Origin of the sequence: Paenarthrobacter nitroguajacolicus (assembly GCF_051027655.1) — a bacterium.
In the GTDB taxonomy this organism is placed as follows: Bacteria; Actinomycetota; Actinomycetes; order Actinomycetales; family Micrococcaceae; genus Arthrobacter; species Arthrobacter nitroguajacolicus.
In genome coordinates this window covers 1,235,895-1,250,025 of the sequence record NZ_CP073234.1, presented here as the reverse complement: position 1 = coordinate 1,250,025, position 14,131 = coordinate 1,235,895, and the positions used below count along the sequence as shown (strand labels likewise).

The 14,131-nt window shown below is 62.3% G+C and carries 18 protein-coding genes; 10 read left to right on the top strand and 8 right to left on the bottom strand.

Annotation, left to right across the window (positions count from 1 at the left end; genetic code table 11):
• Positions 1-5: 5 nt before the first annotated feature.
• From KCX59_RS06280 to KCX59_RS06265, 4 genes are all read right to left on the bottom strand, one after another.
• Entirely contained in the window at positions 6-608 is a 603-nt protein-coding gene (locus KCX59_RS06280) for a TetR/AcrR family transcriptional regulator (RefSeq protein ID WP_179019361.1), read from the bottom strand.
• A 28-nt stretch (positions 609-636) separates the two neighbouring features.
• The gene (locus KCX59_RS06275) at positions 637-1,491 is read right to left on the bottom strand and encodes an alpha/beta fold hydrolase (protein WP_179019363.1); all 855 of its coding nucleotides are present in this window, start codon (positions 1,489-1,491) and stop codon (positions 637-639) included.
• A gap of 30 nt (positions 1,492-1,521) precedes the next feature.
• The gene (locus KCX59_RS06270) at positions 1,522-2,517 is read right to left on the bottom strand and encodes an NADP-dependent oxidoreductase (protein ID WP_179019365.1); all 996 of its coding nucleotides are present in this window, start codon (positions 2,515-2,517) and stop codon (positions 1,522-1,524) included.
• A gap of 97 nt (positions 2,518-2,614) precedes the next feature.
• Positions 2,615-3,556 (bottom strand): AraC family transcriptional regulator, encoded by a 942-nt coding sequence (locus KCX59_RS06265; protein ID WP_179019367.1) that lies wholly within the window; start codon positions 3,554-3,556, stop codon positions 2,615-2,617.
• A gap of 80 nt (positions 3,557-3,636) precedes the next feature.
• Here KCX59_RS06265 and KCX59_RS06260 point away from each other — a divergent pair, with 80 nt between their 5' ends.
• Positions 3,637-4,092: a DUF1772 domain-containing protein gene (locus KCX59_RS06260; RefSeq protein WP_178997699.1), complete on the top strand. Its 456-nt coding sequence runs from the start codon at positions 3,637-3,639 to the stop codon at positions 4,090-4,092.
• Here the strand turns inward: KCX59_RS06260 and KCX59_RS06255 are convergent.
• Positions 4,089-5,453, bottom strand: coding sequence for an MFS transporter (locus KCX59_RS06255; protein WP_178997697.1), 1,365 nt, complete (start codon positions 5,451-5,453; stop codon positions 4,089-4,091). The genes KCX59_RS06260 and KCX59_RS06255 overlap by 4 nt on opposite strands.
• Positions 5,454-5,645: 192 nt before the next feature.
• On the opposite strand from KCX59_RS06255, the gene phnD reads away from it, so the two are divergent.
• The 5 genes from phnD to KCX59_RS06230 are packed head-to-tail and all read left to right on the top strand — an operon-like array spanning position 5,646 to position 9,621.
• Positions 5,646-6,551, top strand: a complete 906-nt coding sequence (phnD, locus tag KCX59_RS06250; protein WP_179019369.1) for a phosphate/phosphite/phosphonate ABC transporter substrate-binding protein — start codon at positions 5,646-5,648, stop codon at positions 6,549-6,551.
• Entirely contained in the window at positions 6,548-7,357 is an 810-nt protein-coding gene (gene phnC, locus KCX59_RS06245; RefSeq protein WP_179019371.1) for a phosphonate ABC transporter ATP-binding protein, read from the top strand. The genes phnD and phnC overlap by 4 nt, the downstream gene beginning before the upstream one ends.
• Positions 7,326-8,195: a phosphonate ABC transporter, permease protein PhnE gene (gene phnE / locus KCX59_RS06240; protein WP_179019373.1), complete on the top strand. Its 870-nt coding sequence runs from the start codon at positions 7,326-7,328 to the stop codon at positions 8,193-8,195. The genes phnC and phnE overlap by 32 nt, the downstream gene beginning before the upstream one ends.
• Positions 8,196-8,204: 9 nt before the next feature.
• Positions 8,205-8,972: a tyrosine-protein phosphatase gene (locus tag KCX59_RS06235; protein WP_179019375.1), complete on the top strand. Its 768-nt coding sequence runs from the start codon at positions 8,205-8,207 to the stop codon at positions 8,970-8,972.
• On the top strand, positions 8,965-9,621 hold the full coding sequence (locus KCX59_RS06230; protein WP_179019376.1) for a TetR/AcrR family transcriptional regulator: 657 nt from the start codon (positions 8,965-8,967) through the stop codon (positions 9,619-9,621). Before KCX59_RS06235 ends, KCX59_RS06230 begins: the two co-directional genes overlap by 8 nt.
• A 4-nt stretch (positions 9,622-9,625) precedes the next feature.
• Here KCX59_RS06230 and KCX59_RS06225 read toward each other — a convergent pair whose 3' ends face one another.
• Complete coding sequence (locus tag KCX59_RS06225; RefSeq protein WP_179019378.1) at positions 9,626-10,363, bottom strand: GAF and ANTAR domain-containing protein; 738 nt, start codon at positions 10,361-10,363, stop codon at positions 9,626-9,628.
• Between the two features lie 269 nt (positions 10,364-10,632).
• Between KCX59_RS06225 and KCX59_RS06220 the strand changes: the two genes are divergently transcribed.
• Together KCX59_RS06220 and KCX59_RS06215 are read left to right on the top strand one after the other, a co-directional pair.
• Positions 10,633-11,046, top strand: coding sequence for a hypothetical protein (locus KCX59_RS06220; protein WP_256871590.1), 414 nt, complete (start codon positions 10,633-10,635; stop codon positions 11,044-11,046).
• Between the two features lie 148 nt (positions 11,047-11,194).
• Positions 11,195-11,695, top strand: a complete 501-nt coding sequence (locus KCX59_RS06215) for a GNAT family N-acetyltransferase (RefSeq protein ID WP_179019380.1) — start codon at positions 11,195-11,197, stop codon at positions 11,693-11,695.
• A gap of 115 nt (positions 11,696-11,810) precedes the next feature.
• Here the strand turns inward: KCX59_RS06215 and KCX59_RS06210 are convergent, their stop codons facing one another.
• Together KCX59_RS06210 and KCX59_RS06205 are read right to left on the bottom strand one after the other, a co-directional pair.
• The gene (locus KCX59_RS06210; RefSeq protein WP_091465892.1) at positions 11,811-12,500 is read right to left on the bottom strand and encodes a hypothetical protein; all 690 of its coding nucleotides are present in this window, start codon (positions 12,498-12,500) and stop codon (positions 11,811-11,813) included.
• Positions 12,501-12,555: 55 nt separating this feature from the next.
• Positions 12,556-13,047 (bottom strand): hypothetical protein, encoded by a 492-nt coding sequence (locus tag KCX59_RS06205; RefSeq protein WP_256870871.1) that lies wholly within the window; start codon positions 13,045-13,047, stop codon positions 12,556-12,558.
• A 143-nt stretch (positions 13,048-13,190) separates the two neighbouring features.
• On the opposite strand from KCX59_RS06205, the gene KCX59_RS06200 reads away from it, so the two are divergent.
• A complete protein-coding gene (locus tag KCX59_RS06200) occupies positions 13,191-13,622 on the top strand; it encodes a VOC family protein (RefSeq protein WP_178997683.1) in 432 nt (143 codons plus the stop codon).
• Positions 13,619-14,113, top strand: coding sequence for a DinB family protein (locus KCX59_RS06195; RefSeq protein WP_178997681.1), 495 nt, complete (start codon positions 13,619-13,621; stop codon positions 14,111-14,113). The genes KCX59_RS06200 and KCX59_RS06195 overlap by 4 nt, the downstream gene beginning before the upstream one ends.
• Positions 14,114-14,131: the final 18 nt, after the last annotated feature.

The window sequence follows — 14,131 nt, the reverse complement described above, 5'->3', positions numbered from 1 at the left end:
CAAAGTCAGGCGCCCAGGAGCACGCTGATCTGATCCCGGATCTCGTCGCCAACCTGGGCGTCCGTGTGTCCGATGTTGGCTGATGACGTCATGCTGATGAACATGATCGACGTGACGATCCTTGCCAGCTTCTCCGGATCACGGGCAAGCAGCTGCTCGTCCCGGGAAAAAATCCCGGCAATGGCGGCTTCAGTACGGATGGTGAGAGACAACGCCTCTGCATGGTGCGGTTCGGAAGGATCGCCGAAGACGATTTCCCTCAGGTAAGTGCGGCCGTTTTCGATCTGAACACGGTTGCACTCGATGATGGGGAGAATGATGGCCATCACGGCGTCAAGGACCGCGACTTCCGTGGAGGCGGCTTCGATTCCCACGTCGAGGGCTTGAGCGTATTTCACGTTGTGCACCAGGAGAAGTAGCTCCGCCTTGGTCTTGGCATACAAGAACACGGTTCCCGATCCGACGTCGGCCTTCTCAGCCACCTGCTGGGTGGTGACCTCGTCTACTCCGAATTGGGTGAAAAGTTCTCGTGCGGCCGCGGTGATGCGGTCAAGCTTTTCCTGCTTATTCCGCTCACGTCGGCCAAGTGTCTGGGGCGCAGGCTGCATTCAGCTACCGTATCAGCGGTCCGGCAAATCAGCGGCCCAGGAACTCGAGGGCTACAGGGACAAACCTGTCATGGAACTGGAAGATGCCACCGTGCCCCGAGTCGGGATAGATAACCAGCTCGCTGCCGGGAATCCTCCGGTGCATGTCGTTCGAAAGAACCGAGGGCACCATGCGGTCGTTGTCACCGTTGGCGATCAGTGTCGGGTGCGTGATGACGCCCAGATCGGCCGACGGCGACAGTCCCCACTTGCGGATGGCCTTCAGTTGCGTCTGGAACGCCTGGAGCTTGACGGGTGCCTCGCGGTTGGTGGTGCGCTCTTTCAGTCGCTCGATGAAAGCCCGCGCAGCAAGTTTGCCTGCAGAGTTGCGGTTGAAGAACAGGAACTCCTTAGGATCTTGCCGGGTCAAAGTACCCCGGAGTACGTCGTAGTACGTGGTTCCGATGATCTTCTGGATTCCTTCTCCACCAGCAGGACCCGTGCCGGCGAGCTCCAGCTTGCGGACCAGCCCGGGATGCTTGACCACCAGCGACTGGGCGATCATGCCACCAAGCGAGAAGCCGAAGAGATCCACTTTCGGATAACCAAGGGCTTTGATAAAGGTGGCAGCGTCGTCCGCCATGCCTTCGATGCTGTCCGGAACACTGCCCGTTGACGCCCCCACACCGCGGTTACTGAAGGTGATCACGTGATGTTTTTCGGCGATGGGATCGATGATGCGCGGGTCCCAATTGTCCATGTTCCCGGCAAGGTGAATGAGGAAAACCACCGGAACCCCGCCCTTGGGCCCCATCTCCCTGTACGCGTAGGTGATCCCGTCGGCCGTCACTGTCTTAGCGGGTACCCTCAGGTACGCGCTTGTCTGGATGTTCTGCTCACTCATGATGCTTGTCCTGTCGGTTTGTGGTTTTGGCTAGTGATGGCTAACGACGGTTTTGCCGCGGACGCCGCCCTTTTCCAAGGCAGCAAGGACATCGGCCGTCTGATCAAACGGCACCACGCGGCCCACAACCGGCTTGATGTCGCCGGCATCGATGAGCGCCGCAATTTCCCTCAACTGGTTCCCGTCGGCACGCATGAAGAGGAACTCGTAGATAACACCCAGACGCCGGGCCTTGCGGCGAATACCCGAGCTCAGCAGGGTCGTCACGCCCAGCAGCACAGGACTTCCGCCCAACTGGCGGGCGAAGCCGGCGTCTGGAGGCCCAGCGATGCCGATAACTTTCCCTCCAGGCTTCAGGACCGTCAGCGAGCGCTCCTGGTTCTCGCCACCGAGGCTGTCCAGGACAAGGTCGTAGTCGTGAAGGATCTCTGCGAAGTCCTCGGTCCGATAGTCAATCACCACATCAGCACCGAGTTCCCGAACAAAGTCCTTGTTCCCGGCACTGACCGTAGTAGCTACCGTGGCCCCGAGGTATTTGGCTAGCTGGATAGCGATGGAGCCCACTCCCCCGGCACCCGCATGGATGAGCACCTTCTGGCCGGGGCGCACCGATCCCCGCTCTACCAGCGCCTGCCAAGCGGTCAAGGCCACCAGCGGAAGCGACCCGGCCTCTTCCATGCTGATGGTTGCCGGTTTGATAGCCAGGTCTTCCTCGGGGACGGCGATGCGTTCAGCGAACGTGCCAATGCTGTCTTTGCTTGGGCGCGCAAAGACCTCATCGCCCGGCTTGAAGTGCCGCACCTCTGGGCCGACCTGCAGAACCACGCCGGCCACGTCGTGACCCAGGACCTGCGGCAATTTGTACGGGAGGATCTGCTTGAACTCCCCCAACCTGATCTTCTCGTCCAACTGGTTCAGGCCTGCTGCGTGAACCTCCACCAACACATCGTGGCCCCCGAGCACAGGCTCAGGCACGTCGATCTGCTGCAGGGGTTCCTTGTACTGGTTGAGGACGAAGGCTTTCATGTGGGTTCTCCCGTGCTAGATTTTATGACTTAACTCAATTATGAGCACGCTCAGTTATTTAGTCAAGGTGGAGACCTGCGGTTTGAAGGCCCCTATCTCAGGAGATGGATGCAGATCGTCGGTAGCCACTCGGGCTGACGCCATACTCGCGAGAGAACGCAGCGCTGAACGTGAAGGCGTTGCTGTAACCCAGCTCTTCGGCGATCACCGCCGTCGTCGCATCGCTCGAAGCCAATCTGTCGGCAGCCAGCGTCAGCCGCCACGTGCTGAGGTACGCCATGGGTGACTGCCCGACGGCGGCACGGAAGCGGGCGGCCATGGTCGCCCTTGAGACGTGGCAGCTGTGCGCCAATGCGGCGACGGTCCATGGTGCCGCCGGATCCTGGTGCAGGAGCGCGAGTGCCTGGGCAACCATCGGATCGCGGGTTCCGGTTGCCCAGCTTGGATTATCCGGCCCCGCACGGTGGACGCTGGCGCGAACGAGCTGCAGGAGGAGAAGATCCAAGAGCCTGTCCAGCGCGCCTTCCTGGCCCAAGCCTTGGTGTGTGAGTTCGCGTTCTAGCATGGCCAGCAGGCCGGCGTCGAGGTCTTCTTCCGCGAAGACAGCCACAGCGGGCAGCGCCGCCATGGCCAGTTGACCGGCTGCAGCCTTCGATTGATACGTGCCGATCAGCAGCACCGTCTCCCCGTCGGGGCTGTTCCCCCAGGTCCGCACGCCTTGAGAGAACGTGAGCTCCAGATGCTCGCCTTCGGGAGTGCGGCAGGACTGGTCTTCCCCGATCACAACGGTGGCACGCCTGCCGGGTGCATCGCTCACAAGATACGGGCCCGGCCCGCGGACAGTAGCCGCTTGGCCTTGAATCATGAGTTCCGGAACAGCGCCTTTCGCGGCGATCCAAGCTTGTCCACGAACGGCAACAATGACGGTAAGGGCGGCCTGGTCCTGAACGTCGATGGCAAATGGAGGGTCCATGACCACGCGCAAGGCGAACGCAGCCTGGGCGCGAGGTCCTGTGAAGAACTGCGACAACGGGTCCATGCGGTCAGCATAGACGCTCACGTATGAAAAAGAGAGTCTTACCTATTCAGAGTCCAGAACCGAATGCGCAGACTGGACTCATGACAACTCTCAGCACGTGGCTACCCACGGCGGCAGGAACTGGTTCGGCACTCGTTGGCGGCTTCTACTTCGCCTTCTCCGCACTCGTGATGCCCGCCCTTAGGGGCCGGCCAGCAAGCGAAGCCGTCACCGCCATGAACTCCATCAACCGGAAGGCGGTGACCCCGCCGTTCATGATCCTGTTCTTCGGCTCAGCCGCCGCCTCAGCTGCTGTGGTGATTACCGCCGTCGTGGATCCGGCGAGCCAACCCCCGCTGCGGGTTGCAGGAGCTGCCGCTTGCCTGGCTGGGTTCGTCTCAACCATGGCAGTCAATGTGCCGCTCAACAACCGGCTGGCGCAGGCTGGCAGCCAGGATTGGAACCGGTTCCTGAGAAGCTGGGTGCCGGCCAATCACGCACGCGCAGCACTCTCCATTGCCGGGGCGGTGGCACTCCTGGTCCCGCTGAACCCCTAAACCGCGGGCTTACGCCACATCACAGCCAGCACAAGCACCACAGCACTGAGGCCAAGCATCACCAGCACCATGATCCCCCAGTTCGCCTGGTTCACGCCCGGGCCATAGAGCACGCCGATCAGTACAGTCGCGGTGATGGCCCCGAGGTAGCGGCAGGTCTGGAAGATCCCGGAGGCCACTCCCCTCTCTCCCGGGCGGGCGGAAACGTAAAGGCCCTGGTTCGACGCCGTGCTGACCACCCCATACGGCACGCCCATCAAGGCAGTCAGGACGAACACCAACGGCGCCCACAGGGTCATGGTCAGGAACCCGAGTGCGCCGGTCGCGATCGTCAGGATCAACACCCCGGTGATCAGTACGGAACGCACGCCGAAGCGCTCAATGAACCGCACGGTCAGTGGCGTCACCACAACCGACAACGCCGCAAGTGGCAGCATCAGAAGGCCCACCACGCCGGCGTCGTAATTTCCTGCCTCCTGCAGCAATTGCGGAAGTCCGAAAAACGCAAAGTAGTAGACGCCGCTGAACACCACAAACAGCAAGTAGACCAGGAGCAACGGCCGGTTCCGGCCCAGCAAACGGAGGTCCAGGAACGGCGGCTGGAAACGCAGCTCGCGCCAGGCGAACAGCACGCCGATCACCGTAGCGGCGCCCAGCAGGTACCAGCGGTAGCCGGGCATCACGTTGAGCAGCGCCATCATGGCCAGCATCAGCGAGGTGACGAACGCGAGGATGCCGGGGATGTCGGAATCGCGGATCAGTTGCCCAAGCTTGCCGGTCTCGCGCCCGGAATCCACGGGTGCCACCTTGTACACCACGATCATCGCCAACAAAGCGATGGGCACGTTGATCGCGAACAGCGCTTGCCAACCGACGAGGCTCACCAGCAGGCCGCCGACCACCGGGCCCACAGCCGCGGCAGACGTGTTTGCCATCTGGATCCGGCCCAATGGCCGCGTGGACGGCAGGTTCATTAGCCGGCTCAACTCGGTGACCATCACGACGGCGGACGGGTACGCCGTCGCGGTCCCTACAGCCATGAGCGCGCGGGCCACGCAGACCAGCGCGAAGTTAGGCAGGAACGGTGCGATTGCGCAGGTTACGGCGACCAACGCCATGCCGAACATGAACAGGCGGCGCGGACCGAAGCGGTCGGCGAGCCGGCCCATGAGCGGCTGGCCCGCGGCGGACGCGAGGTAGAACGAGGTGATCACCCAAGTCACGGTGGCGACGTCGAGCTCGAAATGCTCCCGCAAGACCACCAGCGCCACGGCGATCATGGACGAGTTCAACGGATTCAGCGCCGTCCCGAGGCTCAGCGCAGCAATTGCAAGGCCGGGGCGGGGCTTATTGGCGGTCACTCGTCTAAGTCTGCTCCATGGTTGCCTCGGGTCACGAAACAGGTTCGGTGGGCGGACTGGGGGGCCCACCGAAGGCGGGCGCGAACAGTTAACCTCCCCGCCATTTGAAGTACGGCAGTCTCGTAATTTCGATTCAGATACTGCTGGTTTCGTAATTCCCGTCACCCCCAACACATGACGGAAGGCACCACCATGCACGCTCGTGCAGGCATCATCGCAACTTCTCTTCTCGGCCTCCTGGCCATCGGCGCCCTCGCCGGCTGCTCCGGCGACGCCAACGCGGCCGGCTCCGCCAACCAGAGCAAGACTGAGCTCGTCTTCGCCACCCCTCCGGGCACTGACGACCCCGACGAGCAAGCCATCATGGGCGAACTCGCCACCATGGTAGGCGAAGCCTCCGGCCGCACCGTGACCAATCTGCAGCCCGCTGATTATCTGGGCGTCGTCGAGGCTGTCCGCAACGGATCCGTGGATGTCGCCATCCTCAGCCAGTTCTCCGCTGCCCTCGCGTACAAGACGGAGAGCGTGGATCCCCTCCTCCTCGTCTGGCCAGCCAGCACCGAACCCGCCAGCTTCTGCCTGGCCAAGAAGGACAGCGGCATCCAGTCCGCGGCCGACGTAAAGGGCAAGCAGGTGGCGTTCATCGATCCTGGCTCCACCACCGGCTACTTCATGCCCAAGTCACTGCTCGCCAAAGCCGGCCTCACGGACGGCACCGATTACAAGAGCACGTTCGCCGGCTCGCACGACTCCGCTGTCCTCGCATTGGCGAACGGCAACGTGGACGTTGCCTGCACGGCCCGGCAGCTCTACCCCACGTTCGTCCAAAAGGGGGTCATCAAGGAGGACGAGGTCGCAGTCATTGCCAAGTCCGATCCCATCCCTGTCGGAATCTCCATTGTTGTCCGCAAGGGCCTGGACGACGAAGCCCGTGAAGCCCTCAAGGCCAAGCTCCCAGCCCTCATGACCGGCAACCAGAAGGTGGCCAAGATGTTCGGAATCACCGGCGAACCCACTAAGGACCCCGAGTTCAGCACGTATGCCCCGCTGGTGGATGTGGCCGAGTCCATCGGCGTGGATCTTCAGGACATCCGATGAGCGTCTTGTCACCCGAAGAACTCACGACGGCGGCACTCGCCTCGTCCGCGACGCCCACCGTTCGGGCGCGTCGGCTGAGCGTCCAATACGGCGAGCAGGTGGCACTGGCGGGAATCGATCTGGATGTCTACCCTGGCGAAGTCGTGGCCCTGCTGGGCCACTCCGGCTCGGGCAAGTCAACCCTCATGAAGACCCTCACCGGCATTGCTCCCTTTACTGCTGACGCGCTGGAAGTTGCCGGGCGCCCGGTCGCACAGCAGACTGCGACCGGACTGCGCGAGCTGCGTTCCGACGTCGGGTATGTTTTTCAGCACTTCAACCTGGTGCCGCGGCTGACCGCCCTGACGAACGTCCTCACGGGTGGTCTCCACTCAGCCGGACCGATCAACATCCTGGGCACATTCAGTAGGGCCCAGCGGAGCATGGCTCTTGAATTGCTGGACCGGGTAGGCCTGGCGCACAAAGCCAAACAGCCTTGCAGGAGCCTGAGCGGTGGTGAACAGCAGCGCGTCGCCATTGTCCGCGCACTGATGCAGCAGCCGCGATTGATCCTGGCCGACGAACCAGTTGCTTCTCTGGACCCACGCCTCGCCGGGAACATTCTTGGCCTCCTCCGCGATATCGCCCGCGAGGAACAGATCCCCGTGATCGTCAGCCTGCACGTAGTGGGCCTGGCCCGCCGCTACGCCGACCGCGTCCTGGGCCTGCACTCGGGCGAGCTCGTATTCGCCGGTCCAGCCACCAACATCACCGAAAAGGAGGTGCACCAGATTTATGGAACAGACACTGAGCTCCTCGAAAACTGAGATTGCCCCGGAAGCACCGTCCGGCAAAACCATCAACACGAGCCTCCCCGAAGCCGACCGCCTCCGGCTCTCCCGCCCCTTCGGCCTTCCTACGCCACGCGGCGCCGCGCTCTGGGTCATCATCGCTGTAGTACTTATTTGGGCCGGAATGGGCGCCGGGTTCAACCCCGAAAAGCTCCTCACCGGCATCCCGAACATGGGCAACTTCCTGGGCCGGTTGTTCCCGCCAACGTTCGACAAATTCGGCATCATCGTCAAGCTACTCGTCGAGACCCTGCAGATGGCTCTGGTGGGCACCGTCCTTGGCGCCTTGGCGTCGCTGCTGCTGAGCTTCGGCGCTGCCAGCAACATCGCCCCGCGCTGGGTCTACACGTCATGCCGGGCGGTGCTGAACGTGCTGCGTTCCATCCCCGAGCTCATCTTCGCGCTCATGTTCGTTTCCGCAGTTGGCTTGGGTCCCTTCGCGGGCATCCTCGCGATAGTGCTGGGTTCGGTTGGCTCAATCGACAAGGTTTACGCGGAAGCCATGGAATCCGTGCAACCCGGACCAATGGAAGCGCTGACCGCAGTTGGCGCCAACAAGCGGCAGATCATCAGCTACGCGGTACTCCCCCAGGCCGCTCCGCTGCTGGTCAGCTACACCCTGCTCCTCTTCGAAGGAAACGTCCGCGGCGCAACCATCCTGGGATTGGTGGGCGCGGGCGGCATTGGCCTGGAGCTCACTACCGCAATGCGCATGTACGACTACGGCCACCTTTGCGCCATCATCATCAGCATCGTCGTGCTGGTCACCATCATCGACCGGGTCAGCGCCTTCATCCGCGCCAAACTCAGCTAGGAAGCCCTCTTGGAAACTCTTGACCTCGCTCCCGTCAACCTGCGCGACCTCGGCGGCCTACCCGTTGCCGGTGGCACAGTGCGCCCCGGCGTGCTGCTCCGCAGCGATGACGTCTCAGTGATGCCCGCCGCTTTCGCCCAGCAGATGATCGACGACGGCGTCACCTCCGTGATCGATCTCCGCTCACCGGAAGAGGCACTCATGACCGGTCGCGGCCCACTGACCGTGCCCGGCGTGAACTATCACCACCTTGCCTTGACGGCTTCTGTTTCGTCGCCGGAAGACATCAGCCACGAGATAATGTCTTCTGCCACTACTCCTGCGCAGGTTGGTGCTTGGTACGCGAACCTTCTCGAAACCCAGGCCAGGCAGCTTGCCTTGGGCGTGACGCTCGTGGCCATGAGTGAGGGCACAACCGTCTTCCATTGCGCGGCCGGCAAGGATCGTACGGGTGTGTTCGCCGCCGTCGTGCTTTCTGCCTTGGGCGCCACCCCGGCGACCATTTCCGCCGACTATGCAGTGACGGCCACCCGCTTGCCGCAGTTGTTTCCACGGCTCCGGGCCATCATGGGCGGGCTCATGCCAGACCGCGTGCTCGATGAGGAAGCGATCAAGGGTATGGGCGCCATGATGGGGGCGCATGCGGAATCGATGGAGACCATGCAACGGCTTCTCGTGGAACGTCACGGGAGTGTCCTGGAACCTGTCCGGCACGCGGGACTTTCGGATGCGACCATTGCCGAACTCCGCGAACGCCTGGTGGCTGAGGATGCCTGATGCAGTAGGCGCTGTTTCAGTAGCCGCCGTTGCTGCTGAAGCCACCGTCGCTGCTGAGCGGCGGCCCGGCCGGCCTCGCGACACCGCACTGGAGTCCACAGTCCTGGCCGCCACGGTGGAGCTGTTGCTCGGAAGGGACACCCGGGACGTGACAATCTCGGCCATTACGGAGCGTTCCGGCGTGAGCCGGGCTGCCTTGTACCGGCGTTGGAGCAGCCGCGAGGAACTGCTGGCCGCCGCCTTGGACAGTGTCCGATCCAACCTTGGCTTTCAACGCAGGGACACCACGCTTGAAACGATCCTCGCCTCCTACGAGGAGGCGGCGATCGACGTTGATGGTCGCGTGGGTGCCTTGGTGAAGAAGCGCGTGGCCATGGGTCTGGAGAACGACGAACTCCGTGCGCTGTCCTGGGACAAGCACGTATCCCGACGCCGTGAACCTATTGCCGAGGAAATCAGGCGGGGCATCAGCTCCGGTGAGCTCTCGCCGGACTTGGACGTCGAGGCCATGATCGACCTCATCAACGGACTGTATTACTACCAGTTCGTGGTCCGGGCACCGGGTTCAGACCCCGCATCCGTCGAAGCGACCCGGAGCCGCGTACGCAACGCCGTGACCTTGGTGTGGGAAGGCGCATTGCGGCGGTAGTTCCCTACTCCTCGAAGTGTGTGGTGATCTTCCCCGACGAAACCGCCGAGATGATGGACTTCGCCAAGTGCCGCAGCTTGATGTTGCGGTTGCTGGATGCAGTGCGAAGGATGGTGAAGGCCTCGTCCTGACTGCAATGGTTCTGAGCCATGATGGCCCCGACCGCAAGATCGATCACCGTGCGGGACTGCATGGCCGCTGCGAGATCGTTACGGGCATCGCTCAACTGTGCGATCTTCAGGGCGAGGCGCAACGACTTCGAGGCGTGGGAGGCGAAAACTTCAGCCCGCTCTACGTCGTCACCGCTGAACGCGTCCGGCTGCTCCGAGTACAGGTTTAACGCGGCACGGGTATCGCCTTCAACCAGGAGGGGGACACTCAGAATGGATCGCAAGCCTTGGTGCGACGCGGCCTTCACATACCCTGGCCACCGGTGTTCCCGAAGAAGGTCCGGCACCATCACCGGCGTCAGCTTGTCCATGGCCGTGAGACAAGGGCCATCAAAGTCGTTCTGAAGCTCATCCATTGCTCTGGCGCGATCATCGCTGCTGGCCGCGGTGGCCGACTTCTTACGACGCAATACGGTGATGCCACAGAAGACGGGCGCTTCCGGGTGCGAGAGGCTTTCGGCGGAGAAAGCCGCGAGCTCGCCGAGAAAAGCTTCGACGTCTTCGCTGCCCAGGACTAGATCCAAAAAGTATCCATTCTGGAGAGCTTCCTGCTCAGGGCGGGGGTTGACCATGCACGTTCCTACTGACTGAAATGCGTCCCCAGCAGACAGCAAAGGAGCGATAAGGGCCGCCCTCTGCAAAACGGTCTGGCAATACCTTATCGTCCAACGATCACCGGTACAAAGTGCAGCCCCAACCGGTCTTGACCTGCGGATACATGAGTAACGGAGAGGCGTTTGTCAACCTAGGGAAGGGTTTCGTATGCCCGCGGAAGTAAGTAGGCTTACTAATGCATTCCGAGATCCGGAATACGGACCATTCGTGCAAAGGAGTCGTTCTGATGGGCGTAGAAGACAGCATCCGCAAGGCCACCGAAAACGCAATGGAAGATCTGGCGGGCACCTCCGATCCCGTCAACGACGGGCGCGTCCCCGAACCCGGCGAAAAAGACGACGACATCCAGGTTCACTCCTCCATCAGCGAGGGCTCCAACGCCATGGATGAGGACCTCTCTCCGAATGACACCCAGCGGAGCCACACCGCGACAGGCGACGCACCAAGGCACCGCGACACCGGTCACACAGCCACGCCCGACGGCGGAACTCACCAGGACGCCGAAACTGACGCTGACGCTTCTGCCGGCTCCGGCGACGTGTCAGGCCCGGCCGGTTTGCCGAGCGGGGACCCGGATGACCTACGCGCCGACCCGTCAGAAGGCGGCGGCGACCCCTCGACCAGCATGGGCCGGGGCTAATCGGCGGCTCGGGCTAGAGACTGCGTACCGTCACCACCCACTTTGGATTCTTAGGGGCTCTAATTCAGCCGATTATGGTTGTTTTAGGGGCCTGCCGAGTTCAAAGAAGGTGGTGAAGGCACGGCTCTGCTGCAGCTAGGCTTCAGAGATGCTCCCCCACCCGACAGCCCGCCTCCGCTTTCGGGAGATGACACTCGCCGATATCGAGGTAATGAGCTCGATGCTCGGCGATCCCGCAGTAATGAGGTACTACCCAGCGCCCAAAACGCGCGGCGAAGCACTGGCTTGGATCGAGTGGAACCAGACGAATTATGCTCGCGACGGTTTTGGGTTGTGGATCGTGGAAACGCACGACGGCGGGTTCGTCGGCGACTGCGGGCTGACGCGGCAACAAGTCAACGGACGGTCCGAGCTCGAAGTCGGTTACCACGTTCGCCGGGACCTCCAGGGGCACGGTTACGGCACGGAGGCGGCTTTGGCCTGCCTGGAACTTGCTCGGGATGTTCTTAGGGTCGGTCGCCTGGTGGCGATTATCCACCCGGACAACGTAGCCTCGCGTCGGGTGGCTGAGCGGCTGGGAATGCGGCAGCTCGAGGACGATCAGGGCGGGGCGTTGGTGCGGACCGTGATGGGTGTCGAGTTTGGTTAGCTGCTGTGCCGTCCCGATCCACTTTGGATCCCGAGATATTAGAAAGCACCCTATTCCGGTTGAATGGCCCGGGTCGCGAGTTCAAACAGGGTCGGGAAGCCACACCACCGGAGTCTCAAGCGAACCGGACGTCCGTGTCGGGGTCCTTGCGGGTGTCCAGCATGCTAATGATCTTGCTTTCAAGTGCGGCGACCGTTGCCTCAGGCAGGACGATCAGGCCATCGAGTTCTTTGCGGGCACGTTTGTACGCCGTTTGACGTTCGGCTGGGGTGGCTGCGGTGTCTTCAGCAATGCGGAGCAGCTTCCTTGCCGTAGCCAATCGCTGCCGTTCCGGGCCGCTGAAGTTGCCGTCCTTGATGCGCCGGGCTTCCCTTTCGGCAACGTCGAAAGCGAGTTCAAAGCTGTGGACAGCTGTCCGGTACTCAGCCAACCGGGCCGGCGTCGAAATGTCCTCAGGTGCAGCTGGGCGTAAGCCGTCGGCTTCCTTTTTGGCTCGTAGGAACGCGACCGTAAGGGGTTCGCGGACGTCCGTCATAAGCGGGAAATCAATAAGGTTGCCTACGTCGAGCTCGTACTCCAGCCACCGGTGGTTCACTGAATCATGTGCGGCAATCAGCGAAACAACCTCGGCTTGATTGGCTTCCTCGTGGACCGCCAGTTGGTTCCGTAACTTCAGCAACTCAACCTTGCGCCGGTGGCGCTCCTCGCTGGCCTTCGACCACGACCTTGCCCAGCCACCAGCCATCCCGCCGATAGGAAAAATGAGCCACCAGTAACTGCCAAGGAAGTCGAAGAGGGGTTCCACTGCTCCATCCTCCCACCAGCTTTGACCGGGCCTCAACAAGACCCGGCAAGTCGGCCTACTTGGTGATGTTGAGGGGCTTCGTGGGGAGGACGCAGGATGCCCTCTCGAGTGGAAGCTCGCCCTGGCTTACCCGGTTGTTCTTGCCGGTGTCGTCACACCAATCGACGCCATGGGGCATGGCATTCACAGCCATGACGCCTGGGGCGGAGTTCAAAGGGACTTCCGCGGTGAAGTTGAACCCGCCGGCGTCGGCCATGGGTGCTGTCGTGTTGAGCACCTCAACCCCGGCCGCATCAATGAAGACGATACTGATCAGGGCGTCTTCGCCATATCGGGGATCGCACTTGGCATCCGGCGCAGAAACAGTGACTGACTCACCCGGTTTCGCCGAGGAAGGGCTGACGGTATGTTCCGGCGGCAAACAAGGTGGCGCCCCGCCTATCGAGGCACCGCAACCTGCAGAAGCCAAGCTCACCAGCATCACCGCTGATATCGGCAGGGCCGCACGTTGAAGCCGACGCCGGGCCAGGCGTGCAGAAGAACTCATGTCCTCATTGTTGCCGCGGTGGACGGCCGGGGGTTCCTGATTCCCACGAATGACCACCGGATCGTTGCAGAAGCACCTACGCGGGTCTGCCGCCGCAACGATAGTCGGCTACCGCCGTCGTACCTTCCCGCTACGATTCCCGTATGGACCAGCGACTGCATTTCCTCACGTTCGCCACAAAGGACCTCGACGCCGCCCGCGCCTTCTACAAGGACGGGCTCGGCTGGGATCCGGCTATGGATGTTCCCGGCGAGATCCTTTTCTTCCAGGTTGCGCCGGGACTAATGCTCGGCCTGTTTGACGCCGAAAAGTTCGATCAGGACCTCGGCACCACTACTCCTACTTCAGGAGTCAGTGGCGTGACGCTCTCACACAACGTCGGCAGCCCGGCTGAGGTGTCCAGCACCATCGACTCCCTGGCGTCGGCCGGGGCAACTGTGGTGAAACCCGCCCAGTCCGGTGCGTTTGGCGGCATCTTCCACGGTCACGTCAAGGACCCGAATGGGATCGTTTGGGAAATCGCGCACAACCCAGGCTGGAGCATTAACGACGACGGCACGGTGGTTTTCGGATGAGTGCCACACCGCAGACCTTGGCTGATGATGTGTTCAAATCCGATGCCCGGACGCAGTTCGATGCCTTCCTGGACGAGCACCGCCGAGCCCTCAACGAGTGCCTGGATGGACTCACGGAGGAGCAGGCACGCCGATCCTTGGTGTCTTCCCGAACAACACTTCTGGGCCTGGTTAAGCACGTGACGTTCGTGGAGAAAGTCTGGTTCGACGAAGCCATCACCTCTCGGCCGCGGAGCGAGATTGGAATCCCGGCCACGCCTGACGAGTCGTTCATTCTGGACGACCAAGACACCATCGCCAGTATCCAGGCAGCGCATCGAGAGGCGTGCGAAGCCTCCAGACGGGCGGCCGCTCCCCTTGGACTCGATGACCTGGTGCTGGGTAACCGACGCGGCCCGCTGCCACTCAGATGGGTTTACCTGCACATGCTCCGCGAGCTCGCACAGCACTGCGGTCATGCCGACATCCTGCGCGAACAGATCACCCGGTAACCGTTCGCGCTAATAATG

Excerpts from the sequence above, each read along its gene's own strand:
- KCX59_RS06280 (WP_179019361.1), bottom strand. The coding sequence starts at position 608 with ATGCAGCCTGCGCCCCAGACACTTGGCCGACGTGAGCGGAATAAGCAG.
- KCX59_RS06275 (WP_179019363.1), bottom strand. The coding sequence starts at position 1,491 with ATGAGTGAGCAGAACATCCAGACAAGCGCGTACCTGAGGGTACCCGCT.
- KCX59_RS06270 (WP_179019365.1), bottom strand. The coding sequence starts at position 2,517 with ATGAAAGCCTTCGTCCTCAACCAGTACAAGGAACCCCTGCAGCAGATC.
- KCX59_RS06265 (WP_179019367.1), bottom strand. The coding sequence starts at position 3,556 with ATGGACCCGTTGTCGCAGTTCTTCACAGGACCTCGCGCCCAGGCTGCG.
- KCX59_RS06260 (WP_178997699.1), top strand. The coding sequence starts at position 3,637 with ATGACAACTCTCAGCACGTGGCTACCCACGGCGGCAGGAACTGGTTCG.
- phnD (WP_179019369.1), top strand. The coding sequence starts at position 5,646 with ATGCACGCTCGTGCAGGCATCATCGCAACTTCTCTTCTCGGCCTCCTG.
- phnC (WP_179019371.1), top strand. The coding sequence starts at position 6,548 with ATGAGCGTCTTGTCACCCGAAGAACTCACGACGGCGGCACTCGCCTCG.
- phnE (WP_179019373.1), top strand. The coding sequence starts at position 7,326 with ATGGAACAGACACTGAGCTCCTCGAAAACTGAGATTGCCCCGGAAGCA.
- KCX59_RS06230 (WP_179019376.1), top strand. The coding sequence starts at position 8,965 with ATGCCTGATGCAGTAGGCGCTGTTTCAGTAGCCGCCGTTGCTGCTGAA.
- KCX59_RS06225 (WP_179019378.1), bottom strand. The coding sequence starts at position 10,363 with ATGGTCAACCCCCGCCCTGAGCAGGAAGCTCTCCAGAATGGATACTTT.
- KCX59_RS06220 (WP_256871590.1), top strand. The coding sequence starts at position 10,633 with ATGGGCGTAGAAGACAGCATCCGCAAGGCCACCGAAAACGCAATGGAA.
- KCX59_RS06215 (WP_179019380.1), top strand. The coding sequence starts at position 11,195 with ATGCTCCCCCACCCGACAGCCCGCCTCCGCTTTCGGGAGATGACACTC.
- KCX59_RS06205 (WP_256870871.1), bottom strand. The coding sequence starts at position 13,047 with ATGAGTTCTTCTGCACGCCTGGCCCGGCGTCGGCTTCAACGTGCGGCC.
- KCX59_RS06200 (WP_178997683.1), top strand. The coding sequence starts at position 13,191 with ATGGACCAGCGACTGCATTTCCTCACGTTCGCCACAAAGGACCTCGAC.
- KCX59_RS06195 (WP_178997681.1), top strand. The coding sequence starts at position 13,619 with ATGAGTGCCACACCGCAGACCTTGGCTGATGATGTGTTCAAATCCGAT.